Source organism: Halalkalibacter hemicellulosilyticusJCM 9152, from assembly GCF_000513115.1.
In the GTDB taxonomy this organism is placed as follows: domain Bacteria; phylum Bacillota; class Bacilli; order Bacillales; family Bacillaceae_D; genus Halalkalibacter; species Halalkalibacter hemicellulosilyticus.
Window position 1 is genome coordinate 1 of the sequence record NZ_BAUU01000027.1, and the last position, 23736, is coordinate 23736.

A 23736-nucleotide genomic window follows, 5' to 3' on the forward strand; every position below is an offset into this window, starting at 1 on the left:
TACTAATGTAAATGAATGAGATTCTAATTTCTTACTTATTTAAACCTTGTTTTAAAGCTTCAATATTCCCTCTCATTATACTTATATAGTTCTCGCCGTTATCAATATCTTCTTGTGTTGCTGCTTCAAGGTTGTGTAAATATAATATGTCAGCACCAATTTCGTCAGCTATCATTTCAGCAATTTTAGATGTGAAATTTTGTTCAACAAACAGATGAGTAAGATTCAGAGACTGACCTAGTTCAAGAATCTCTTCAACTTGACGCTGAGACGGTTCGTTTGTAGGTGATAGTCCAGATATTGCAATTTGTTCAAGCCCGTACCTTTGTTCCCAATATCCATAGCCAGCATGAGATACTATAAATTGATTTCGTTCAGCAGTAGATACCATTTCTTCAAATTCAACGTGTAAATTTTCTAATTCAATTTTTAAGTTAGTATAGTTTTCTGTAAATTGCTCTTCGAATTCAGGTTGTAATTGAACAAGTAAATCATATATATTCTTAGCATATTGCAGGGCATATACCGGATCAAGCCAAGCATGCGGATCGACTCCAGCGTGCAAGTGTTCGTCTTCTTCATGAACATCCAAGTTCTCATCACTGTGTTCGTCTTCTTCATGAACATCCACATGTTCATCATCGTGTTCATCATCATCTTCTCTTAAAGGAATGTTATTAGAAGCTTGAAGAGCTACAACGTCCTCCTTCTCCATACTTTTTAGTACCGCATCAACAAAGCCTTCAAAGCCGGCTCCGTTATATACAAACGCATCTGCTTCCATTATTTCGATCATTTGTCTAGCTGTCGGTTCAAACGAATGAGCATCTGCGCCCAAAGGAACTACATTGATCACATCAACATGTTCTCCACCAATTTTCCGAGTAAAGTCTTCTAAAACAAAAGTAGTTGTGACAACTGTTAAGACTTCTTCTGTAATGGTATTTTCTGTTTCACCGTCTATTAATTCTTCCTCGTTATTTGATGCGTTACATGCACCAAGAATAACGATGAAAAATAATAGTAGTAAAACCGTAAGCTTCATTTTCATAATCTTGTCTCCTTTTTTAAATCGAAATTGTTACGTTTTGGATGTTAACTAGAAAATGTGTAGAAAGTATGTGTTTCTAAATAATTACAGTGTTTTTTTTGAAAAGGTAATATCTTATTTTTTTTATCTTCATCTTTTCTCCACATTTATCTTCTATTGTTATATCAAATAAAAGCAGTGTTTCTATCTAGGGGAAATATAATAGTGCGACTAGTAATATTTACTCTCTGAAAATATTGGGAATCATTGTAACTTAATATAAATTGACAGGTTAACCCTTTATATATGTGGGCTATAGGAGGAGTAATGTGAGAATAATATCAGTATTGATATTCGTTTTTATTACTTTGGGTGGATGTCAACAACCAGATACCAAAGACGTTCAAAATATTTATGAAAACAGTTATATAAAAGTGGTAATAGATGAAATCGTGGAAGTAGAGAATGGTTTTTTCTTAACAGTAACGCTGGAAAGTATTACGGAGGGCGGAATTAACAAAAATGATTATGCTGTTGCTTTTCCAAGTCAGATCATTTTAGCTAATGGTCATGAATTTTACAAAATTAATGAGGAGCAAAAAACAGAGTTCGTTAATGATGAGAAAGTGATGATACGCGAGTTCTATTTAAGTGAAAGTGAAAACCAAAAATTAGCAGGATTCCTATCTTTTTCGTTATACGTTAAGCCAACTTTCAATAAAAAATTAGTGACCTTTGAAATAGATGGGAATAGAAATAATGTTATGAGTGACGGAATTATACTAACAAATATAGATCTAAAGGATAACTATTTAAGGTTAAATTTAAATGATGTACATCCAACAAAAGGAATAGGGGTAACGATAGAGCTTGAAGGAGAGAGGATTTATCCAGTGGTATCTAGAACTGAGCAAAATCTAAATACGATGAAAGGTGAATTTGAGTTCGCTCAACCACTACCTGAGACAATTTTATTAATGATCTCAAGAGCAAATTTGTCAGAAACGATATGGGAACTTCCTTTTACATTAGAATTTTAACATTAATATGATAACGTGTTTTCATAATTTTCACCATTTCGTTTCAAATTAAATACTAAGGGGTTAAACATATGATTGAAAACAAAACTATTTTAATTGTTGATGATGAGTTTCAAATGCGAACTCTTTTATCGATTTATTTGAAGGATGAGGGATTTGACCTATTTGAGGCTTCGACGGGTAAGGAAGCTATTACTAAGATTCGGAATAACCCAGATAATTATGATCTAATTATACTAGATATTATGATGCCAGATCTTGATGGTTTTGAGGTATGTAAAATCGTAAGAGAGTATTCAACAATTCCTATACTAATGCTCTCAGCCAGGAAGGCATTAGAAGATCGAGTAGATGGGTTAAATTTAGGAGCAGATGATTACCTTACAAAACCATTTGAACCAGAAGAATTAATAGCGCGTGTAAAAGCATTGCTAAGAAGAGTAACTACAATTGAGGCAAAGAAAGACGAAGTAAAGTTAGCATTTGAAGATGGATTATCTATTTATTATGAAAATAGAAGTGTCTATGTGAATAATGAATTGGTTGAATTAACAGCAAAAGAGTTCGAGCTTTTATATAAGCTCGCTTTAAATCCACAACGAGTGTATACGAGAGACGACCTTCTTTATTTAATCTGGGGAGAGGATTATGTAGGAGCACAAAGAACTGTAGACTCTCATATGAAAAATATACGATCAAAACTTTATGCTGCTGGCCTAAAAAATAATCGAATAATAACTGTATGGGGTGTTGGATACAAATTTGTATAAAAAGAGATGGTACAACTTATGAATCGAATTGATATTAAATTAGGCCTTACGATTCTACTCTTATTAATTACGATAATATTACCGTTAGGCTTTGTCATGAATCAAATTTTTTATGGGTTTTATGTTAGTCAAGCCCAAGAAGAAACACATATGCTGTCTTCTCAATATGCTAATCTAATTAATGATAGTACTGTTGAAAACCGATTAGAGGTTGTGGAAGTAGCTGCGAAAATCTCGAATCAAAAAATGCTAGCACTTAGTGATCAAGGAGAGGTCTGGCTCAATCGAATTTTTCGATGAGTCATCATGACACAGGGTACCTTCTTAACCTTATCCATTCTGCTGATTCGCAGCACTATATGACTAATTCATTTGAAGATTCTGATGGGAAAACGTATATTGCGACTGCTTCACATATAAATGTTAATAATTCAAAGGGGCATGTAATTGTTTTTTCTTCGCTCGAGAGTATCATACAATCCATAAAAAAAGTACAAGATTTCCTGAAACTCTCAGCGATTGGATCTTTATTTCTAGGGATTGGACTTACTTATTTCATTACCAAAAAACTATCTCAGCCATTAGTAAGTATGGAAAAAGCTGCAAGACAAATTGCTAAAGGCAACTATAATACACGTACTATTCAGAAATCAGGTGATGAGTTAGGTTCACTGGCACGTGCTATCAATGATTTAGCTTTCAGTTTACAACGTGTAAATGAACAAAGAAGAGAGTTTTTTGCCAATATATCACATGAGTTACGCACACCTATGACTTATTTAAAAGGATACTCAAAAGTTTTGCGTGAAGGGCGTTGGAAAACAGAAGAAGAAAGAAACCAATACCTTGAAATTATTGATCATGAAGCTACAAGACTAACTTATTTAGTCGATGATTTATTTGACTTAGCACAAATGGACGAAGGCCGTTTTAATCTTGAACATAAAAAAGTGAACATTAATGAAATTATAAAACTTGTTGTAAAGAAAACGGCATACAAAGCTCTAGACCAAAACCTTAATATAGAATACCTATGTGAACTATCTGATAAGGAAGACAGTATAGTACTTGGTGATCCTTTAAGATTGGAGCAAGTTCTTATAAATTTAGTTGAAAACGCAATAAAGTATACGAAAGAAGGATCCATTACAATTTATACTGTTAGTAATGATGAAAATATTAAGATTAAGGTTAGGGACACGGGAATTGGCATGGAAGAAGAGGAGCTACCGTATATATTCGAGCGTTTTTATCGAGTAGAAAAGTCTCGGTCTAGGGCTTTCGGTGGTACTGGTCTTGGATTGTCCATTGTGAAGCAACTAATAGAGTTACACAATGGGACAATTGAGGTGGAGAGCACTGTTGGTGAAGGAACTGAATTCACTATTATTCTACCCAAAATTTTGGATTAAAGTGAGATGAAGCCAATTGAAGAAAGCAGAATGGCTAGTTATTTTTGTTTTTATTTTATTAGGAATTATATGTTTAACGATTTCAGCAACTTGGATTCTACCTGAAGCCCATCGTCATCTTAGTCTTACCTTTATTACCATTTGTTTATATACTCTTATTCCAGTTTTCCTAGTAAGTTGCGTTTATATGATCTTTAAAATCTACACCAAAAAGGCAAAGCATATTAAATAGTACTATAATGGGTCCTCTTAATATTAAGGGGCTCATTTTTTATGTCATAGTGATTATATGAATAGGATGTGACAGATTTTCCAATTTAGCATTTCTCCATGATTCCTTCACAATTTCTCTTTATACTCTTAACTATTGTAGGTTTAAAGGAGGAGTTCTATGAAAACTAGACGATTATTTATCCGAACAGTGACCTTGCTCATCATGGCAATCGCGATAGGGTATACATTTTATTCTAATTTTTTTTCAGATGCGGATGCAGCTGTTCGGGTAAGCGATGAAGCACCAAATTTTGTTCTTACAGATCTTAATGGCAATGAGGTGGAGCTTGAAGATTACCGGGGGCAAGGTGTTTTTTTGAATTTCTGGGGTACATATTGTCCACCGTGTGAGCGTGAGATGCCTTATATGGAAAACCAATATGCGATATATAAAGATCAGGGAGTTGAAATCCTTGCTGTAAATGTAGGTGAACCCGAATTAACCGTTCAGCGCTTTGTAGAAAGACTAAACTTAACGTTCCCAATTCCTATGGATAAAGGACAACAAGTATTAGACCGTTATGGTGTTATTCCACTTCCGACTACATTTCTAATCAATGCGGAAGGGGAAATCATTAACATCATTACAGGAGGCATGTCAGAGCAAGCGATCGCACAGTATATGGAAAGTATTAAACCGCAGGAGTGATTGAAATGAATAACCTTAGCTGTTCTTGTGGACAGCAAAATCCTCAAGGAACAGACTTATGTGGAGGATGCGGCAGACCATTAGTCGCGAGTGAAAATCAGCAAGTTTTAAATATGCGTTATGAAGGAGCGGCAAGACGTTCGCAAACCTACAATAAAACGATAGTTGATCAAATATGGAATTTTTTCTCCTCAGTAAAAGTAGGGATTTGGATTATTGTCATTTTGTTGCTAGCGTCATCATTGGGGACCATTCTTCCACAGGAAATGTATATACCACCAACCGTTAATCCGGCAGAGTACTATCAAGATCAATATGGGTTTCTCGGACAAGTGTATTATGAATTAGGTTTTCATAACCTGTATCAATCTTGGTGGTATTTATTATTAATGGCTGCTTTGACCGTTTCACTTATCATTGCTAGTGTGGATCGTTTTTTTCCCTTATATCGTTCCTTAAAACACCAACGTGTCCATAAACACATCAATTTTATGAAGAAACAGCGTCTAGTAAGTGAAACACAACTAGATATAGCGCCAAATAAAGAGAAATGGTTGAGTAGTTTAAAGGGAAAGAAATACAACGTTAGAACAGATGGAACCTCTATTTTAGCTGAAAAAGGCCGATTTGCTAGATGGGGACCTTATATAAACCATATTGGTCTCATTATTTTCTTAATTGGTGGGATGCTACGCTTTTTTCCGGGAATGTTTGTTGATCACCACCTTTGGGTTCGAGAAGGGGATACGGAGGTAATCCCAGGAACAAATGGAGAATACTATCTGGAAAATCATCAGTTTATTGTTGAATTATACGATGAAAATGACGAGCTCTTCCAAACGGCGATTGATCGAGCAGGGGGAGTTGTTGTTAAAACCTATCAAACAAACGTGACACTGTACCAACGAAACGATGACGGTCCAGTAGGTTCACAGCGCGATCTTCAAGAAGTGGATACGTACCAAATCAGGGTGAATGATCCCTTTAAATTTGATGGGTTTGGTCTATATCAAGTTGATTACAAACTCCATGAGTTAAATAAGATGATGTTTACAGTTGAACATGATGAAACAGGTGAAACGATTGGAGAGTTTAAAGTTGATCTATTTTATCCTGAACAACAATATGATCTTCCTAATGACTACTACGTTAAATTACAAGATTATCTACCAGACTATTATTTAAATAATGATGGAATTCCAAGTACCAAATCAAGGATTCCTGATAATCCTGCCTTTATCTTTGAAGTGAATAGTCCAAATCAAGAAAAAAAAGAAGTGAGTTTTTTAACTATTGGACGTAATTTCGATCCTACAGATGAAAATGTTTATTCCATTAGGTTATCTGATCTAGAGACAAAACATGTATCTGCGCTGATTGTTCGAAAAGACTATACTTTGTCCATTTTAGTAATAGGAGGATTCATTTTTATGATTGGTTTAGTCCAAGGAAGCTATTGGACTCACCGAAGAATTTGGATACAAGAAGAGAATGGGAAAGTAATGATGGCAGGCCATACGAATAAGAATTGGTATGCTTTTAAACGTGAAATGGCTGAAGTGGCAAAAGAGGCAGAGCTCGAACAGCCGGTCGATAGGACAGAAGACAAATAAGTGGTTTGGGAGTGTTACAACATGGTCGAACTAAGTAGTAATCTATTGCTCGCGGCGTTTTTTATCTACATTTTCGCGACAATTACTTTCTCTATTACGATCTATTATGAAAATAGTACATTAGGTAATAAAACGAAGAGGTGGGGATGGATCAGCTTTGGTCTGGCGTGTGCAGGATTTTTAGCACAACTAGGGTATTTTGTCACTAGGTGGATTGTGGCTGGACATGCTCCGGTTAGTAATATGTTTGAATATACCACGTTCTTAGGATTAACTATTATTTTTGCGTTTCTAATTCTTTATCTTATTTATAAGAAGCCGGTATTAGGTATTTTCTCAATGCCTGTTGGAATTGTGATCATTGCCTATGCATCAGTATTCCCAAGAGAAGTTACGCCTTTAATACCCGCCTTGCAAACTTACTGGCTTCATATTCATGTGATAACCACTGCTATTGGTCAAGGGATTCTAGGGGTTGGATTTATTGCAGGTTTAATCTACCTCATACGTGTCGTTGACCAAAGCAAACGCTCTAAACAAACATTTTGGCTTGAGGCTGTTATTTATTCGGTAACGTGTGCTGTAGCCATTGCAATAACGGTGGGAGTGTTTTCGTTAATTAATTATTCTGTCACTTTTAATTGGATAAATGAATGGGAAGTGGAGGCACAGCTTGAATATGAATTACCGGCTATTGTAGGTCCTTATGAAGGTGAATTAATAACAGCTGATCAAAACCGGTTTGGCCCATTATTTGAAACACCCGGCTGGATGAACGGAGTGGAGTCTCCAAGAAAGTTTAATACGTTTTTATGGTCAATCCTTTCAGGAAGTATTCTTTATCTTCTATTACGTTTCATTCTAAGAAGACGGATTGCAGCTGCGATACAACCTATCTTGAAAAACGTTAGTCCACAACTTTTTGATGAAGTTAGTTACAGATCGATTATTATTGGTTTTCCAGTTTTTACTTTAGGTGGATTAATATTTGCCATGATTTGGGCTCAAATCGCTTGGACACGATTTTGGGGATGGGATCCAAAAGAAGTTTGGGCTCTTATAACGTTTCTTTTTTATGCTGCTTATTTACACTTAAGACTATCAAGGGGTTGGCATGGTGAGAAATCCGCATGGCTCTTAGTGATTGGTTTTGGGATCATAATGTTTAACTTGCTATTTATTAATTTAGTCATCGCAGGATTACATTCATACGCTTAAAAGGAGATTGTTATGGCAGATTTAACTATATTATTGGCTTTTGGAGCGGGGGTTTTATCTTTTATATCCCCCTGTAATCTCCCGTTATATCCAGCCTTTCTATCCTATATAACCGGGATGACGGTGGATGAGATGAAGAAAAAAGGTCGTTTTTTACCTCCAAGAGCTATGTTCCACACGTTCATCTTTATTTTAGGGTTTTCTACTATTTTTGTTGTGCTTGGAATGTCCACAACATTAGTAGGAGACCTATTCTTGAAATACAATAATCTCATTAGACAACTAGGGGCCATTTTCATTATTTTGTTTGGATTGATAACTATAGGAGTAATCCGACCTTCGTTTCTAATGAAAAATCATCAATTCCAGTTCTCCAAAAAACCAAGTGGATATGTCGGAACCTATGTAATAGGAATTGCTTTTGCTGCTGGATGGACTCCTTGTATTGGCCCAATTTTAGCTTCCGTTATTACTTTAAGTATGACCAACTCGGGTTCCGGGATGCTTTATATGAGTGCTTATAGTATTGGGTTTGCAATACCGTTCTTTTTGATGACATTCTTTATTGGAAGAATGAATTGGATTAAAAAATATACAAATCTCATTATGAAATTTGGTGGAATTTTAATGATCATATTTGGTGTATTTTTATATTTTGATTGGATGACTAGAATTACCTCTTATTTAGTAAATAATATTTTTAATGGCTTTATGGGCTTTTAAAGGAGGAGATCGTATGTTTGGAGATTCAGCTGAAATGATGTCGTATATCTTAAAAATGGGATTTGTTGCACTTGCTCTGCTTGTAATCATTTATTTAATACTAAGGCTTTTGTTTCGATTGGAAAGTAAAGCGAAGTCTCCCTATGCCATTTTGGAGGAACGTTTCGCAACCGGTGAAATCTCAGAAGAAGAATTTGTAAAGAGAAAGAACATGTTAAAATAGAAGTTGTCGCTCTATCGTAGAAGGTTTTAACGATATATTGAGCAAATTTCCAACAAAAAGAAAACACATTTAAAGGGGATTATTTCAATGAAAAAAGGATTAATGGCTAGTATGATTACTCTATCTCTATTTGTTATATCAGCATGCTCAAATGACACAAATCAGATCGACTCGTTTATGCATATTCATGGATTAGAATACTCACAACATGACGAGAGTATTTTTCTAGCTACACATATGGGCTTAATTAATTTAAATGAAGACAGTTGGGAATTAGTTGGTGAGCCAGAACATCAGCATGATTTCATGGGTTATACAATTATAGATGAGGACTTGATGATCTCAAGTGGACATCCTGGTGCTCGATCTGACTATGTTGATCCATTAGGGGTCATTATTAGTCATGATTCTGGGGAAACATGGGAACCAATTGCACTTTATGAGGAAGTCGATTTTCATCTTTTACATGTAAATGAAGGAAACCAAGAATTCATGTATGGAATTGATGTATATAACTCAAACCTATATCGGTCAAACAATGGAGGTTATGATTGGGAGATGGTTGATACTATAGGATTACCAGGACCTGTAGCTTCGGTTCTTTCATTAACGTCTCATCCGCAATCTCCTGATTACTTACTAGCTGGAACTGAGACAGGACTATATGAATCATCTGACGGTGGTCAAACGTGGGCTTTAAAAGAAAATAATCTTAGCGCAAGTTCTTTCCAAACTCTTGATTCTGATTCAGAAGATTTAGTAGCCTATCTCTTTGGGGAAAAGGAAGGCTTGTATTTGAGTGAAGACTTTGGAGAAACATGGGCATCTCTGAATTTTAAGGTAGACGATGATTACATTATGTATATTAGTAACCATCCAACAGATGATCAAATGTTAGTACTCGGATCAATGAAACAAAGTATTTATGAGACAAAGGACTTTGGGAAAACGTGGGAAGTATTGGCAGAGGAAGGAAGTAGAAAGAATTAAAAAGGTTAATCAATGAAACAGTAAGGGGTAAATGAGGCAAATAGTCATTTATCCCTTTTTCGCTTTTTATTACAGGTTTGATCAACTATTATAGTAACAGTCTTATTGATTAAGAAAGACAAATGTAATTTTATGTTAAAATAGATGGAGATTTTGCAAGGTTGTTGAACTGGGAAACGTGAGGGAGGAGGGTTGTAATTGAGGAAGTGTTTTTTATTATATGTTGTAATTATTTTAACTTTTGTTGTGGGTTGCAGTGAGAAAACACAAATGGGCATCCCTTTTTACGATAAAGATGTTATAAGTATTTCCCTTAATTCACATCCGGAGTGGGACTCTAAAGACATTTCATTAAAATCGAAACAGTTCACAGATGCAAGCAGGATGAAAACTTTTATAGAAGCAATTGAAAATGCTCAGAAAATGGAAGGTATGTTAAATTACATAGCGGAGTTTGATTTGACAGTATACTTTAAAGATAAATCCTCCGCACACTATCATTTAAGTTTAGGTGGGGAGACAGAAGGCGAAGGTTTGCTTGTTAATTTATCAAACACTTTACAGGGATTTAGAATTCAAAAGGAAGATACAAAATTATTAAGAGAAATGATCAATAATTAAGTGAATGATTATTTAAAACATAGTTTTTAGCGGTTGGTCATTTGTTTTTATTGAAGCAGGGAGTAAATTTAGCTATTAATAAAATGATAGATAAAAGCAAAGGAGGAGACTCACATGGTTATTCAATCAAATATGTCACCTGAAGCAATTGTTGATGTTTGGGGAGAGACAAAAGAAGTTTTTAAAAAATATAATGTTCCACTAACGAAACAAACATTGAAGACATTAGTTGGAAGTGAACGTCTATACTCACTACTTCAAGAATTAAATTCTGTTATAGGAAGTTCTACTGCAACTTGTATAGAAGGAGGCTGACAAATGCCTAAGAAAAAGGAGTAGGTTATTCCTTAATCATTTTTATTAATCTTGAATTTATTACTTTCTCCAACTAACGTGTAGCATGTACGATAGAACTTGTCGATAAAACCTAATTCTATTGGATCCCATTGTAAAATGAAAAGGGTGGGCGAGATAAGATTTTTTGAGATAGGAACTTCATTAATGATAGGAAGTTTTATAATGTATGGAGGTTTTTTATTAAATAAATTTTTCGCAATAATAGTTGCTAATAAAATTGGGAAAGGCCTATGGATTGGGGCTTGCTACAGTCATAACATTCTTCATCGTCTCTTTCTATATCACAAAATTCATTGGGGAACCTGAAGAGTTTGGAATAATGACTGACCTATTAATATATCAAGCAATAGTAGCCATTTTAACAACTGTCATACTTGAACAACATTTAAAGAACAAAGAAAAAGTCAAAGATATGAATTAATTTCTTATTCAAATACCTTGAGATAGCAATAAATCTCTTATTTTCTGTGGTGAAGCAGGTTAGCTTTACAACAAGGGCGTTGATTTGCTAAGTCCATGGTTTAAGTAATCTTTTATTTTTATCAAAGTACTGGAAATTCTAAGATTGAGCGTCAGGAGATGCTGTGTCCTGACGCTCCTTCTCTAATGTCATAATTTATTTAGCAAAAACATGATTTCCAATCCGAACAGTTTCGGTACGAGTAGCAATCCATTGGTTAGTAGCAATTTTTGGATTATAGAAAAAGAGTGACCCAGATCCTTGCCCTCTAAATGCTAGAGCCTCATCAACAGCTCGAATCGATTCATTATCAGCCGGACGGTTAATACGTCCATTTTGAACAGGTGTAAACGCGTAGTATCCGTTTGAAACTTCATTAATAACTCCTCGAACCGTATTCGGAAAATCCTTATGGTCAACTCGATTTAATACGACGGTTGCAACAGCGACTTTACCAGCATAAGGTTCTCCTTCTGATTCAGCCATCACTAAACGTGCCAGTAAATCCCTCTCTGAAGCAGAGATAGATTCTGGAATTGTTAACCTTTCTCCTACCATAATCATTGATGACGATTTATTATTTGCATTTTTAATAGCGGATACAGAAACTCCATATTTTTGACCAATTTTATACAAAAATTCTCCAGACGCTACGGTGTGTGTCGTTATTTGTGCGTTTGTATCATTTCCTCCAATAAAAACAAGTGATGCTGCAACGCTAATAGTGATTATTAATTTTTTCATTGTATAAACCTCCTAGAAGTAAGTGACTCTATTAAACTAACATGAAAAATTAGACTAGGAGGTGACCAAATTTACCCATTTGGAAAAATGGACTTGAGGATACCATTAACCCGAACGCTCGAAGCTGTTTTTTACATTACTGTTACGAAATATGTGGGAGTTTGTAAAAAAACATGGAAGTAAACAGATTTGTTAAAAATATTAGTAGTTGTATAGATATAGAGATCACCAACATCTAGAAAAGTTGATGGTCATGAAAGAGATGAGTAAGTTCTTTAATTCGCTAAATGAAAAAGAGTTTTTTGAAAAGTCTTCTGAACTCCCAAGGCAATGGGGCTTATTATTGAAAATAAATGGTGAGCCTGAGTGTCCAAAAAATTCTTTTGGTTATATATTTTTAAGTTTGATAGCTAGAAACAGATGAAGAGATTAATAATTAGTCTGGAGAAATTTCAGATTATAACAACTTCGTTTGATAAACTCCTTACAGCAGGCCCTAAAGAGGTTTTTTTGTTTTAAATCATCAACCTCCTAAGTAATCAAAAGTGATCATTTATTAAAATTTAAAACACATAAAAACTCCATATTTGATGGCTATGCTAAATCAGATAACAAAAATTAATAGGAAACGGAGTATGCAAATGTCAATAAAAACAAAGTTTATAAATTCAAATGCACTTAAACTACTAGCTGTTATTGCGATGGTTGTAGACCATGCATCAATATGGCTTGTGCCTGATGACACTACACTAGCAATATTTGCTCGTGGTTTTGGAAGATTGGCTGCCCCCATAATAGGTTATATGATTGCAGAAGGATACTTCTATACTTCTAATAAGCAAAAATATCTAAAACGACTTTTCATTTTTGCTTTAATTTCGCACTTCCCATTTGTGATGTACTTCGGTCTTGAATGGTGGCAGGGAACTAGTGTAATATGGGGACTGTTTATGGGGTTAGTTGCATTAGCTATTAGTCAAACTACTTACATTTCTCGATTAATAAAAGTTATGATTATTGCTTTGTGCTGTTTACTCGCTTGGACGGCTGACTGGAATTACATTCTTGTATTGTGGATTTTATTTTTTGGAATATACAAGGGACAGTTTAAGATGCAGATGATTAGCTTTGCATTTATAGGGACTGTTTTTTATATTCTTCCTGGCATAAGTTTAGGAATGGATTACGCTTTTCGCTTTGGTATCCTTTTGGCCATTCCTTTTCTTGCTTTATATAATGGAGAAAGAGGAAAAAGCTCAGCTCTTATTAAATGGGGATTTTATGTTTTTTATCCAGCTCATCTTTTAGTACTTTATATTTTGAGGTACTTCATATTTGCATAAATTAAATATTGAGGAGATATATAATCATGATTTGGCTAAAAAAATACAATGTTATATTGATAATGGCTATGCTAATAATCATAATGTTACTAACAGCTTGTATTGATAGAACAAATGTGGATAATTTTATACCAAATGAGTCCATTCCCGCTATGAATGAAGTAGAAAAATCTTCCGAAATTTCAGCCGATGAAGTAATTGAAGAGCCACAAGCAAGAATGTACGAAGGGGATTTAGAGTTACCTGTGGTTGGAGCTACAGGATTTACTTCTATCAGTTTAGATTTGAAAGAATTTCCAAAAAGTGATTCTGAAACTATTGATATATTTGAAGCAGGTACTGCTTTCGAAATTTTAAGAGAAGAGGGAGATTGGTGGTTTATTAAAAGAGGTGATTTAGCTGGTTGGTTACAACATAATTATACTTTTATTAACCTTCCCGATGTTATTCCATCTATTATCTATGATAACACTAATACCTATTCTTCTAAATTCGTTTCATCTGGTAAGGATATCCCTAATATTTCAAACCGTGCCTTATATCCGGGCAAGACATACAACGAACGGCTTGAGAGTGAAGAATATATTATGCCTGTGCTATATTCAATGTCCAAAAAAGTTCATTTAGCACAGCAGCTTGCCCTGTCAGAGGGCAACTCACTAAAAATATATGAGGGATTTAGGCCCTACTCTGTACAGAAAGCGGTTGTAGAAGGCTTGAGTAAGTTAGCCGATGATGATCCAGAAGTTATGACTGGTATTAACACACTTCCTTGGGGGATAAATTGGTTTATAACAGACGGTGTTTCTAATCATCAAATGGGTTATGGCATCGATCTCAGTTTAGTTAAAATTAACTCTAAAAAGGAGGTTCCAATTGGTGAATACACCAGAGTCTTAATTAAAGATTATATGGAATATGCGATGCCTACACAAATACATGAATTAAGCGGAGCATCTGCTGTATTTACTACCCCAGTTTCATCACAAAATGCAATTGATTGGAAAACTGCAACTTATGCTGATTCAATGAACGAGGCTGCTATAAAGTTACAAACCTATGCTACGACGGCGGGGCTGACACCCTTAGCTTCGGAATGGTGGCATTTTAATGATTTAGATGCTAGGGATGAAACTGCACACAATAGCAGTGAAGGTGACTATTTATTAACTGAGATTTATAGTTCAAGTCCTCTAATAGGTGATAATTAGCTATAAAGCCTTAAGTGCAAACGTATTGCATAGAGATACGTTACTTATCTAATTTTCAGAAAAAAAGATCCGCTACGTGGAAATTTATAAAACTCGTAGCGGGTACTTTCTCTTTTAACACTGAAAACCCACTTATTTTTAAATGCAATGACTCGCATTTTTGATATTGTTATAAATAGACTAGGGAAACGTAGAACGGATCCCTAGAAGTAATTGTATGTTGTATTTCTCAATCGGTAAGGTTTAGTTGATCTTCAACCAAAGCTTTGATCGCCGTAAGTAAACCAGCTAAGAACAAAGAAACAGTTATTTTCCAATGTAAGTGGTAATAGGAGAATAAACTAGTTAAAAACATCCAACCGAGCCATAACCAAATTACTTTACTCATCGCAAACTCTCAAATTACCGACCACAACGGTATATTTTTATCATAAGTCCCCATCAGTTTCCTCCTAATAATAAGTCTCATTCTCTTTATCTGTTAATCTATGTTTTCTTTCGTAATTTTAGAAGATCTTGTGAATAGAACGTACTTTTAACGAATGATCGAATTAAGATAGTACCTTTAACTATTTTGTTATGTTCTTAACCGGTTCCCAATTGCACATTGCTGCTAAAAAATATTTTTATGAAAATATTAAACTTCATACTTTGAACAAATTCATATGAAATAATCCTCTTAATAACGAAAATAAGGGGTTTTAATTATGCTAAATGAGAAAAGAGTTTTCTTGAAAAGTTTTATGCACTCCCCAAAGGCTATTGGAAGTATTATCCCTAGCTCTCCTTACCTCGTTCAAAGTATGGTGAATCAAGTAAATTTACAAAAAAATTCGAAGGTTGTTGAATTAGGAGCTGGAACAGGAGTACTTACTGAAACAATACTCAAAGAGTCAAAACTAGATCACCCATTAATAGTATTTGAAAACAATTCCTCCTTAAAACAATCGTTAAACAGATTTGCTTCTGAAATTACTATTTTTGATGATGCTTTTAACTTAAAGGGGAGCCTAAATGAACAAGAAAAATCAATTGATTATATTTTTTCTGGCCTTCCTTTACTAAATTTCAAAAAAGAAGTACTAATCAATTTACTTGATCAGATAGACTATATTCTCAAACCAGGCGGAAAATTTATTGCTTTTCAATATACACCTTTTTTGCTTCCTTATCTTAATGCGGCTTTTGATAAAACGAGTCTTAAAATAGTTCCTTTGAATATTCCTCCTGCTTTTGTCTTTGTCTGTGAGAAGAGACATTGAGATAAAATCGAAGTTCTACTTACTAGGACTTTGGATTAGAGAGCCACTTATAAACTAAAAAAATTAGAAAGGCTGGATTTATATGTATAACAAATCAAAAAAAATAAACCCAAATGCTGCCGAAGTAAATGAAATAATTTTATACGATGGGATAGAACTAACAGTAATTGCTGTGTACAACAATAGTGTGGTAGCTGAATTTATTACGTATCCTGTTTGTGGTAGGGAGGATGAATTCCCCTTTGAACGTACCTGTATCAATCATCGAAACTATCAACGTACCTTTGAAACTATTTAAATGATAAAAGAACTAACAGGAATTATATTTAATTTTCATAATTAATTCAAACTTTCCTTATATATTTATAACTATAGTTAAGATTTTATATTAACTTAGCAAGACAAGTAAACAGCTAAGAGGTGAAAGGGAAATGGAAGAAACAATTCAACCGTTAAGCAGAGTTTTTCTTGAGATCGGTCCTTTAAAAATTTATTGGTATGGGGCTCTTATTGGGATCGGTGTAGCCATTGGTTATATAATGGCTACACGAGAAACGATTAAACGAGGGCTACCGAAAGATACATTTGCGGATTTACTACTATGGGCATTACCTATCTCCATTATTTGTGCCCGCTTGTATTATGTGGCCTTCCGATTTGAACATTACGTAGACGACCCTATAAGAGTGTTGTATATATGGGAGGGTGGCTTAGCTATACATGGTGGATTAATTGGCGGTGTAGCGACAGCTATTGTTTATGCAAAAAAACAAAATATACCAATATTTAAATTGTTGGATATCGGTGCTCCTAGTATCTTACTTGCTCAGGCAATTGGTCGTTGGGGTAACTTCATGAATCAGGAAGTGTATGGTGGATCTGTAACAAGAGAGTTTCTCGAAAATCTCTTGTTACCTAATTTTATTATTAATCAAATGTACATTAATGGAACCTACTATCAACCAACGTTTCTATATGAGTCAATCTGGAATATGATTGGTGTTGTAATTTTGCTATATCTGCGTAGGTTAAACCTAAAACAAGGTGAAATTTTTTATAGCTATCTCATTTGGTATTCTATTGGTCGCTTTGTCATAGAAGGAATGAGATTAGATAATCTGATGATTGGTGATACTTTGCGAACGGCACAAGTAGCTTCTATTATATTGATTATTGGGGCGGTAATAACTTGGATTTATCGGAGAAAAGCAGGTTTAGCCAATCAAGGATATCTTGATGAGATCGTGAAGCAACAAAGAAATAATAAAGCAAAGAAGAGAAAGAAAAAATAGACATTCTAAAACAGCTGACCATTTATTAAGGGTCAGCTGTTTTTAGCTTAATTGATAAATGGTGATGTTTATCTATTGCTCTTGTCTAGTTTACAAAGGTAATTGCTTGTTTTCCCATTTGTTCCCATGCTTCTACAAAATCCCTTTGGGGGATTTTTCTATTCTTAACATTTGCCAAGGGGTCATTAAAATAAACATAATCATCATCAAATCCTGTAACTAAGACAGAATGCTCTTTATACGTTATTTTAACAGAGCCGCTTGGAGTATCCCAAGTTTCGAATAAGTTTTCAGGAAGTTTCGAAAATGTAACATTAGATATGATCCAGACTGGATTTCCATTGCTTACGTGATAGAGAATATGTTGGAAGTCAGTCCCGGTTATATCAATTACTCTATTAGGCAAGTAAAATTCTGCTAATTCTTTAATAGGACCATGGTATACACCATAACCAGGATTGTTAATGTTATACATATCACCTACAAAACCATCATAAGGGTTACCAAAAAAGACTTGATCGCCTTTTTTTTGATAGGGAGTTGAATCTTTTTTTACCTCATCTGCAAGTACCATTTTGTTTACATTTACTCCTGCATAATTTAGAAACATGGCAAGACTTGTTACTTCACATCCTCTTGGAAGCTCAGGTAACTGAGAAATTAAAGGGGCATCTAATAATATACTTAGAGGAAGTTGAAAGTCATATCTCCAAACGATGTGACTATCATTAAGAAAATAAACATTGCTTTGTATCTCTTGAGCATAAATAACAGCCTCTTTATAACTCTCAAAACCTCTTGTTATGTCATTTTCATGGACAATAAAAGGTAAATTTGAATCGTTAGATACTATTTGTGAAGGGGGTTGTGAATTACTGTATACCTCTTTAAAACTGTTTATTTTACTAGTGAAATCGAGATCTACCCATTCTTCCTGTATATTTAAATACAATAAAAAAGTAAACATGGCCAAGATTAGAAAAGAAAAAACAAATAAGCCTTGTTTTAAGATTCCTTTTTTTATTAACCTAGATAAGGCTGTAACAGCAAGTACAAGAAACACAATATAACTCAAAATAAAAAATAGAACTTCCATTCTACGACCTCTTTCAAAAAATAAGTATTAAGTTAGTGGTTCGATAATCTAGATAAATATGTGAAACTTGTGTAATAGAATAAGCGAAAGATTTGTAAAAAATGTGAAGATAGAAAAAAAGTTATGATAAATGATAAATTAAAGCATAAAAAAATTGTAAAAATACCAGAATGATTGAAAAGGCATTCAAGCTAGGACCTATAGTTCAGCCTAGGGAGAAAGGATAGTCTATACTTTTGCTTTCTAACCGTAAAAATTAAACATTAAATTAGGGGATTAAGTAAACGCGAGTTTTATACCAAGGAGGGTGAAATTATGATTGGTGAGGGGATCAGAAAATTAATAGGTTGTATTCTCTTACTAAGCATATTTTTCGTGGGCTATTCTACGCCTGTTCAAGATGTCATAAGTATTCCAAATGAGATTACTGTATATGAAGGGCAGCAAATAAGCTGGGAAGTTTCTTCTACACGTATAGGTGACTTTTCTACAAAAACTGAAAATGAAAAACTTGTTACAAACATTACTACTTCTACAAATAATAGAACAGGTACAACCTCAATCACTGCAACAAGCAAAGAAGCCAATGATACAACTTTGACAATTGAAATAGGTAATTTTCCAATTAAACAAGTTCAGGTTCGTACATTACCAGAACTGAAAATTTTGCCCGGAGGTCAATCCATTGGTGTTAAGCTAAATAAAGAAGGCGTGCTTGTTGCAGGCTATCATTCTGTTAAGTCTTCAGTTGGAGAAGAATCACCTGCAATAAAGGCAGGAATAGAAGTAGGCGACTTGATAACGAAAATTAATGGTAATCCTATAAGTAGGGCGGTTCAAGTGGAAGAGATTGTTCAAGAAGCTGGCGAGAAAAATGACATACTAAAAATAGTAAATAAGGAGAAAAAAACAATTTTTATTAAAAGAGTTAACCCCTTTAAGAAATAAAGAGGATGGCAAATTTCAATCCGGTCTATATGTACGTGATTTAACGGCAGGTATAGGTACTTTAACATTTTTTCATCCTGATACGAATAAATACGGGGCACTTGGTCACGTTATATCAGAAGCTGAAACTAATCATCCAACCGTTGTTTATGATGGACACATTGTGTTGGCATCTGTTTCATCAATTGAGAAAGGGGTTAGCGGTGAACCTGGTGAAAAGATAGCCAAATTTTTACCTAATCAGGCGTTTTGGGGTTCTGTAACGATAAATAGTCCTTTTGGTCTTTTTGGAGAAGTATTCAATAAAGGTACTATTTTTGACCAACCTATTCCTGTAGCGTCTGCTGATCAAGTTAAAGAAGGTCCCGCTAAAATACTTACGGTTTTAGAGGGAGATAAAGTACAAGAATTTGATATTAAGATTCTTAAATCAAATCCAAGAAAATCTCCCACAACAAAAGGATTAATCATTAAAGTCACTGATCCTAAATTACTGGAAAAAACAGGAGGGATTGTACAAGGGATGAGCGGTAGCCCAATTATTCAAGAGGACAAATTAATCGGAGCGGTTACGCATGTTTTCGTTAATGACCCAACATCGGGCTATGGTGGACACATTGAATGGATGTTACAAGAAGCGGAAATTAAATAGAGCTAAGAATATACTAGTTAGGTGCCTAACTAGTGTTTTTATGCTTTTTAACAATTTTTCTTCTATATCATCTTCATACATTCTACAAACATGCAGGGTATACTCCTACAGTAGATTGAGGAGGTGTGCGATGAAAAATAGTACTTATAGACAAATAGTTATAGGGGGATTTTCTCTTATACTAGCTTATCTATTTTTTCAAAGTAGAGAACTCTGGGATCCAATGCATGCTTGGAACAGAGCATTTGCAGATGTATCATTACTATTCTTAAGTGTAATTTTGCTTCTAGGATCCCTTTCTAAAGTATTCAAAACAATTAGAAAATGGCTAGTTTGGAGAAGAGAACTTGGGATATGGACAGGCGTTACGGCAATTGTTCATGTATTGATTCTCCTTGATGGCTGGGTTCAATGGGAAGTATTCCGGTTCTTTTTCGTTTTTAGTCCATTTGCAGGGGATTGGGTGTTGCATCCTGGATTTGCTTTAGGTAATTTATTGGGGATTGTAGCGTTGGTATATGTTCTTATCTTAATGTTAACTTCAAACACGATAAGTAAAAAGATATTGGGATTAAAAGCTTGGAAACATGTTCAACAAACTGTACATGTCTTTTACCATATGGTAATTTTGCATACGGCTTATTTTATTTTTATACACAACCCAGATTCACCTAATTGGCTACAAGCACCCTTCATCATCACTATTACATTAGTCTGGCTAAGCTCTTTAATAGGGTTTTGGTTTACCGTAAAAGAGGTTAAAAAAAGTAAAGGTATATAAATAAATGGCTCCTTACGAAGGTTAGGAGCCATTTATTTTGTTGTCATAAGAAATTAAGCAATTAGCTTTCTTAAAAAAAATTCATAAATCCTCTTCATAGTTTCTACACAATTAAGTGCAATACTCGTTAACACAAAGCTTGTAAGACTAATTTTAAATAGGATGTAGAAAGAAGGAAATTTATTGATTTACTTAAACTGGCTTATTAACTGGCTTGGAAGAAAACGTACTATTTGGTTATTGTTTATGACCAATTTGTTGGGAACGATCTACGGATATATATGGTATATGCCTCAATTAGTTGAAACGAAACTTTGGTTTTGGCCGTTTGTCCCAGATAGTCCAACTGCTAGTTTGTTTTTTACCATTACGTTGCTGTCCTTTTTAGTAGGGAAAAAGTGGCCGCTAATAGAAGCGTTTGGTGCTGTGACTTTGTTTAAATATGGAATTTGGGCAGTTGTCATGATTGTGGCAACAAGTTTTACTGGAGGTACTCTTCATTGGACAAGTTATATGTTAATTGTTTCTCACATTGGAATGGCAGTTCAAGCACTCTTTTTTAGTCGATACTTCCGTTTTAAATTAAAACATTTGTTAATTGTAGCACTATGGACATTAACAAATGATATATTGGATTATTCTCTGGGGATTTTTCCTTGGTTATATTCTGGACTTCATCCCTATTTAACTTATATTTATTTCTTTACTGTAAGTCTAAGTATAACAAGTATTCTCGTTTTTTATGTGTTGGTGGCAAGGATAACTGGACAACACAAGAATGATAATTTTGTTTGAGTAAATTCGGTGTACTCCATAAAAACATGACCACAAAATTAGAGGTCGTGTTTTTATGAAGGTCATGTCTTTAATCTTTAATTTCATAATAATTTTTGGGATTCAAAATTGGTGGGTACTGTGGTGTTGAACATTAAATTAATCCCCCTTTTTTTCACATGAATTCTCCATGAAAAAAACAAACATTGAGGATAATATTATTATCTGATCTATAACAAAAAGAAGTATGAGGTGTTTTCAAAATGTGTGGTTTTGTTGGCTATGTAAATGAACAAAAAGTAATAGGAAATAAAGAAAAAAATGAAATAAATAATATGCTTAACTTGATTCATCATCGTGGACCAGATGACACAGGTTTTTTCAAGGATGATCACATCGTTTTTGGATTTAAAAGGCTAAGTATCATTGATGTGGAAAATGGCAATCAACCTATCTCCTATGAAAATGAGCGTTACTGGATGGTATTTAATGGTGAAATTTATAATTACCAGGAACTACGTAAAACCTTGGGGAATATAGGTTACACGTTTCAGACTTCATCAGATTCAGAGACAATTCTTGCTCTTTTCAGTCATAAAAAAGAAGAAGCTTTTTCTGACTTAAGAGGAATGTTTGCTATTTTGATTTGGGACAAGCAGGAGCAAACGATGTACGGGGCACGAGACCCCTTTGGTATCAAACCATTGTATTATACGAATGGTGAAAGTGAGCATGAACTATATTTCGCGTCTGAGAAAAAAAGTTTAGTAGCACTTGAAAACAATAAATCTTTAAATAAGGAAGCATTACATCATTATTTAACTTTTCAATATGTGCCTGAGCCATTAACGATGACAACTGATACGTTTAAAATGGAGCCTGGCCATTATTTCATCAAAAAGAAAGGGGAGGGTTTAATCCAAACAAAATATTGGGAGCCAATCTTCAAACCAAGTCAAGGCAATCTTGAGACAAGTTCTAAACAGATAGCACAAACGTTAGAGGAGTCTGTAAATTGTCATATGATTAGTGATGTTCCATTAGGAGCTTTCTTATCTGGTGGAATTGATTCCACTTGTATAGTGACATTAGCGAAAAAAATTAATCCTGCCATTAAGACATTTACTGTTGGATTTGAGCAAGAAGGTTATCATGAACTAAATCCTGTGAAGCAAACAGTGGAAGCTTTGGAGGTTGAAAATTCTTATTATCAAGTTTCAGTTACTGAATTTATTGAGGAACTTCCTAAAATTATTTGGCATTTAGATGATCCCGTTGCTGACCCAGCAGCTATTCCCCTTTACTTTTTAGCAAGGGAAGCTGCCAAACATGTAAAAGTTGTCTTATCTGGCGAGGGTGCAGATGAACTGTTTGGAGGCTACCGAATTTATAAGGAGCCTTTGTCACTCCGTCCTTTATCGACTCTTCCTGATAGTGGTAAAAGAATGATGAACTTTATTCTTAACAGAGTTCCACAAAAAGTAAAGGGAAGAAATTATATAGAGCGTGGGCTTACACCAATTGAAAAGCGTTACATTGGGAATGCGAAAATGTTTTCAGAAGCCGATAAATTTAAGTTACTGAGCCAGTATCAATCAGATTATAACTATGAAAAGATCACTACGCCATTTTATGAACAAATTCAACACCTTGATGATATTACGAAGATGCAATATATCGATCTTCAGACATGGTTACGAGGTGATATTCTAGTGAAGGCTGATCGAATGACAATGGCGCATTCATTAGAACTCCGTGTTCCATTTTTAGATAAAGAAGTCTTTAAAGTGGCTGCTAACCTTCATCCCACTATAAAGGTAGATAAATCACAAACGAAAATTGCTCTTAGAAGTGCAATGAAGCACATTGTACCAGCGCATATTGTCAATCGAGCGAAGCTAGGGTTTCCCGTTCCAATTCGACATTGGCTACAAAATGAATTGTACGATTGGGCTAAAAATTTGATTATGGATAGTCAGACTGATTATTTATTTAAGAAAGAAGAGATTCTTCATTTGCTTGAACAACATCGTAAAATCAATTTGGCTGAGAGTTCAATATTTAAGAGCAAAGGGGATTATAGTCGTCCATTATGGACAGTACTGACTTTCATGCTTTGGCACCAAGTCTTTATTGAAAAGGTCTATGAATTTGGTACTACTATGGAGCATAGTAAATAGTTTTAAGTTTTTTCATTGAACATGTTAAATAAAGTTATTCAACATGTTCGGCTATTTTTGCTGTATGTTGAACG

The 23736-nt window shown here is 34.5% G+C and carries 24 protein-coding genes and 1 pseudogene; 21 read left to right on the forward strand and 4 right to left on the reverse strand.

The window, feature by feature from the left end; genetic code table 11:
• Positions 1 to 31: 31 nt before the first annotated feature.
• Positions 32 to 1051, reverse strand: a complete 1020-nt coding sequence (locus tag JCM9152_RS15850; RefSeq protein WP_034633142.1) for a metal ABC transporter solute-binding protein, Zn/Mn family — start codon at positions 1049 to 1051, stop codon at positions 32 to 34.
• Positions 1052 to 1359: 308 nt separating this feature from the next.
• Between JCM9152_RS15850 and JCM9152_RS15855 the strand changes: the two genes are divergently transcribed.
• The 12 genes from JCM9152_RS15855 to JCM9152_RS15910 all read left to right on the forward strand — a co-directional run bounded on the left by JCM9152_RS15855 (position 1360) and on the right by JCM9152_RS15910 (position 10877).
• Complete coding sequence (locus tag JCM9152_RS15855; protein WP_034633139.1) at positions 1360 to 2070, forward strand: hypothetical protein; 711 nt, start codon at positions 1360 to 1362, stop codon at positions 2068 to 2070.
• Positions 2071 to 2141: 71 nt separating this feature from the next.
• Positions 2142 to 2840, forward strand: a complete 699-nt coding sequence (locus JCM9152_RS15860; RefSeq protein WP_012961010.1) for a response regulator transcription factor — start codon at positions 2142 to 2144, stop codon at positions 2838 to 2840.
• Between the two features lie 18 nt (positions 2841 to 2858).
• A complete protein-coding gene (locus tag JCM9152_RS23435; protein WP_034751195.1) occupies positions 2859 to 3140 on the forward strand; it encodes a hypothetical protein in 282 nt (93 codons plus the stop codon).
• Positions 3141 to 3199: 59 nt separating this feature from the next.
• A complete protein-coding gene (locus JCM9152_RS15870) occupies positions 3200 to 4252 on the forward strand; it encodes a sensor histidine kinase (RefSeq protein ID WP_235715736.1) in 1053 nt (350 codons plus the stop codon).
• Between the two features lie 391 nt (positions 4253 to 4643).
• Entirely contained in the window at positions 4644 to 5174 is a 531-nt protein-coding gene (resA, locus tag JCM9152_RS15875) for a thiol-disulfide oxidoreductase ResA (protein ID WP_035346254.1), read from the forward strand.
• Positions 5175 to 5179: 5 nt separating this feature from the next.
• Complete coding sequence (gene resB / locus JCM9152_RS15880) at positions 5180 to 6787, forward strand: cytochrome c biogenesis protein ResB (RefSeq protein WP_034633127.1); 1608 nt, start codon at positions 5180 to 5182, stop codon at positions 6785 to 6787.
• A 21-nt stretch (positions 6788 to 6808) separates the two neighbouring features.
• Entirely contained in the window at positions 6809 to 8005 is a 1197-nt protein-coding gene (gene ccsB / locus JCM9152_RS15885) for a c-type cytochrome biogenesis protein CcsB (RefSeq protein ID WP_034633124.1), read from the forward strand.
• A gap of 12 nt (positions 8006 to 8017) precedes the next feature.
• The gene (locus JCM9152_RS15890) at positions 8018 to 8728 is read left to right on the forward strand and encodes a cytochrome c biogenesis CcdA family protein (RefSeq protein ID WP_034633122.1); all 711 of its coding nucleotides are present in this window, start codon (positions 8018 to 8020) and stop codon (positions 8726 to 8728) included.
• 13 nt (positions 8729 to 8741) lie between these two features.
• Positions 8742 to 8951 carry an SHOCT domain-containing protein gene (locus JCM9152_RS15895; protein WP_034633120.1) on the forward strand — a complete coding sequence of 70 codons (210 nt, stop codon included), beginning with the start codon at positions 8742 to 8744 and terminating at the stop codon, positions 8949 to 8951.
• Positions 8952 to 9038: 87 nt separating this feature from the next.
• The gene (locus JCM9152_RS15900) at positions 9039 to 9941 is read left to right on the forward strand and encodes a F510_1955 family glycosylhydrolase (protein ID WP_034633119.1); all 903 of its coding nucleotides are present in this window, start codon (positions 9039 to 9041) and stop codon (positions 9939 to 9941) included.
• Between the two features lie 198 nt (positions 9942 to 10139).
• The gene (locus tag JCM9152_RS15905) at positions 10140 to 10562 is read left to right on the forward strand and encodes a YhfM domain-containing protein (RefSeq protein ID WP_034751700.1); all 423 of its coding nucleotides are present in this window, start codon (positions 10140 to 10142) and stop codon (positions 10560 to 10562) included.
• A 114-nt stretch (positions 10563 to 10676) separates the two neighbouring features.
• Positions 10677 to 10877 carry a hypothetical protein gene (locus JCM9152_RS15910; protein WP_034633116.1) on the forward strand — a complete coding sequence of 67 codons (201 nt, stop codon included), beginning with the start codon at positions 10677 to 10679 and terminating at the stop codon, positions 10875 to 10877.
• A 658-nt stretch (positions 10878 to 11535) separates the two neighbouring features.
• Here JCM9152_RS15910 and JCM9152_RS15920 read toward each other — a convergent pair.
• A complete protein-coding gene (locus JCM9152_RS15920; RefSeq protein WP_034633106.1) occupies positions 11536 to 12123 on the reverse strand; it encodes a cell wall hydrolase in 588 nt (195 codons plus the stop codon).
• Positions 12124 to 12764: 641 nt separating this feature from the next.
• On the opposite strand from JCM9152_RS15920, the gene JCM9152_RS15925 reads away from it, so the two are divergent.
• Positions 12765 to 13466, forward strand: a complete 702-nt coding sequence (locus JCM9152_RS15925) for a TraX family protein (protein WP_003321603.1) — start codon at positions 12765 to 12767, stop codon at positions 13464 to 13466.
• Positions 13467 to 13492: 26 nt separating this feature from the next.
• Positions 13493 to 14677, forward strand: coding sequence for a D-alanyl-D-alanine carboxypeptidase family protein (locus JCM9152_RS15930; protein ID WP_035346256.1), 1185 nt, complete (start codon positions 13493 to 13495; stop codon positions 14675 to 14677).
• Positions 14678 to 14906: 229 nt separating this feature from the next.
• On the opposite strand, the gene JCM9152_RS22700 is transcribed toward JCM9152_RS15930, so the two are convergent.
• The gene (locus JCM9152_RS22700) at positions 14907 to 15065 is read right to left on the reverse strand and encodes a hypothetical protein (protein ID WP_156314941.1); all 159 of its coding nucleotides are present in this window, start codon (positions 15063 to 15065) and stop codon (positions 14907 to 14909) included.
• Between the two features lie 319 nt (positions 15066 to 15384).
• On the opposite strand from JCM9152_RS22700, the gene JCM9152_RS15935 reads away from it, so the two are divergent.
• From JCM9152_RS15935 to lgt, 3 genes are all read left to right on the forward strand, one after another.
• A complete protein-coding gene (locus JCM9152_RS15935; RefSeq protein ID WP_052002430.1) occupies positions 15385 to 15939 on the forward strand; it encodes a class I SAM-dependent methyltransferase in 555 nt (184 codons plus the stop codon).
• 82 nt (positions 15940 to 16021) lie between these two features.
• Positions 16022 to 16237: a DUF2187 family protein gene (locus JCM9152_RS15940; protein ID WP_034633098.1), complete on the forward strand. Its 216-nt coding sequence runs from the start codon at positions 16022 to 16024 to the stop codon at positions 16235 to 16237.
• Positions 16238 to 16370: 133 nt separating this feature from the next.
• A complete protein-coding gene (lgt, locus tag JCM9152_RS15945; protein ID WP_034633097.1) occupies positions 16371 to 17231 on the forward strand; it encodes a prolipoprotein diacylglyceryl transferase in 861 nt (286 codons plus the stop codon).
• A gap of 85 nt (positions 17232 to 17316) precedes the next feature.
• Here lgt and JCM9152_RS15950 read toward each other — a convergent pair whose 3' ends face one another.
• Positions 17317 to 18327 (reverse strand): C39 family peptidase, encoded by a 1011-nt coding sequence (locus tag JCM9152_RS15950; RefSeq protein WP_034633087.1) that lies wholly within the window; start codon positions 18325 to 18327, stop codon positions 17317 to 17319.
• A 315-nt stretch (positions 18328 to 18642) separates the two neighbouring features.
• Between JCM9152_RS15950 and spoIVB the strand changes: the two are divergent.
• From spoIVB to asnB, 4 genes and pseudogenes are all read left to right on the forward strand, one after another.
• Positions 18643 to 19927 (forward strand): annotated as a pseudogene (spoIVB, locus tag JCM9152_RS15955) (SpoIVB peptidase).
• Between the two features lie 130 nt (positions 19928 to 20057).
• A complete protein-coding gene (locus JCM9152_RS15960) occupies positions 20058 to 20708 on the forward strand; it encodes a ferric reductase-like transmembrane domain-containing protein (RefSeq protein ID WP_034633085.1) in 651 nt (216 codons plus the stop codon).
• Positions 20709 to 20891: 183 nt separating this feature from the next.
• Positions 20892 to 21503: a DUF1405 domain-containing protein gene (locus JCM9152_RS15965; RefSeq protein WP_034633084.1), complete on the forward strand. Its 612-nt coding sequence runs from the start codon at positions 20892 to 20894 to the stop codon at positions 21501 to 21503.
• A 242-nt stretch (positions 21504 to 21745) separates the two neighbouring features.
• Entirely contained in the window at positions 21746 to 23662 is a 1917-nt protein-coding gene (asnB, locus tag JCM9152_RS15970; RefSeq protein WP_034750906.1) for an asparagine synthase (glutamine-hydrolyzing), read from the forward strand.
• Positions 23663 to 23736: the final 74 nt, after the last annotated feature.

Excerpts from the sequence above, each read along its gene's own strand:
- lgt (WP_034633097.1), top strand. The coding sequence starts at position 16,371 with ATGGAAGAAACAATTCAACCGTTAAGCAGAGTTTTTCTTGAGATCGGT.
- JCM9152_RS15910 (WP_034633116.1), top strand. The coding sequence starts at position 10,677 with ATGGTTATTCAATCAAATATGTCACCTGAAGCAATTGTTGATGTTTGG.
- JCM9152_RS15920 (WP_034633106.1), bottom strand. The coding sequence starts at position 12,123 with ATGAAAAAATTAATAATCACTATTAGCGTTGCAGCATCACTTGTTTTT.
- JCM9152_RS15940 (WP_034633098.1), top strand. The coding sequence starts at position 16,022 with ATGTATAACAAATCAAAAAAAATAAACCCAAATGCTGCCGAAGTAAAT.
- JCM9152_RS15900 (WP_034633119.1), top strand. The coding sequence starts at position 9,039 with ATGAAAAAAGGATTAATGGCTAGTATGATTACTCTATCTCTATTTGTT.
- asnB (WP_034750906.1), top strand. The coding sequence starts at position 21,746 with ATGTGTGGTTTTGTTGGCTATGTAAATGAACAAAAAGTAATAGGAAAT.
- resA (WP_035346254.1), top strand. The coding sequence starts at position 4,644 with ATGAAAACTAGACGATTATTTATCCGAACAGTGACCTTGCTCATCATG.
- JCM9152_RS15950 (WP_034633087.1), bottom strand. The coding sequence starts at position 18,327 with ATGGAAGTTCTATTTTTTATTTTGAGTTATATTGTGTTTCTTGTACTT.
- JCM9152_RS15890 (WP_034633122.1), top strand. The coding sequence starts at position 8,018 with ATGGCAGATTTAACTATATTATTGGCTTTTGGAGCGGGGGTTTTATCT.
- JCM9152_RS15925 (WP_003321603.1), top strand. The coding sequence starts at position 12,765 with ATGTCAATAAAAACAAAGTTTATAAATTCAAATGCACTTAAACTACTA.
- JCM9152_RS15850 (WP_034633142.1), bottom strand. The coding sequence starts at position 1,051 with ATGAAAATGAAGCTTACGGTTTTACTACTATTATTTTTCATCGTTATT.
- JCM9152_RS22700 (WP_156314941.1), bottom strand. The coding sequence starts at position 15,065 with ATGAGTAAAGTAATTTGGTTATGGCTCGGTTGGATGTTTTTAACTAGT.
- ccsB (WP_034633124.1), top strand. The coding sequence starts at position 6,809 with ATGGTCGAACTAAGTAGTAATCTATTGCTCGCGGCGTTTTTTATCTAC.
- JCM9152_RS15860 (WP_012961010.1), top strand. The coding sequence starts at position 2,142 with ATGATTGAAAACAAAACTATTTTAATTGTTGATGATGAGTTTCAAATG.
- JCM9152_RS23435 (WP_034751195.1), top strand. The coding sequence starts at position 2,859 with ATGAATCGAATTGATATTAAATTAGGCCTTACGATTCTACTCTTATTA.
- JCM9152_RS15930 (WP_035346256.1), top strand. The coding sequence starts at position 13,493 with ATGATTTGGCTAAAAAAATACAATGTTATATTGATAATGGCTATGCTA.
- resB (WP_034633127.1), top strand. The coding sequence starts at position 5,180 with ATGAATAACCTTAGCTGTTCTTGTGGACAGCAAAATCCTCAAGGAACA.
- JCM9152_RS15935 (WP_052002430.1), top strand. The coding sequence starts at position 15,385 with ATGCTAAATGAGAAAAGAGTTTTCTTGAAAAGTTTTATGCACTCCCCA.
- JCM9152_RS15895 (WP_034633120.1), top strand. The coding sequence starts at position 8,742 with ATGTTTGGAGATTCAGCTGAAATGATGTCGTATATCTTAAAAATGGGA.
- JCM9152_RS15870 (WP_235715736.1), top strand. The coding sequence starts at position 3,200 with ATGACTAATTCATTTGAAGATTCTGATGGGAAAACGTATATTGCGACT.
- JCM9152_RS15960 (WP_034633085.1), top strand. The coding sequence starts at position 20,058 with ATGAAAAATAGTACTTATAGACAAATAGTTATAGGGGGATTTTCTCTT.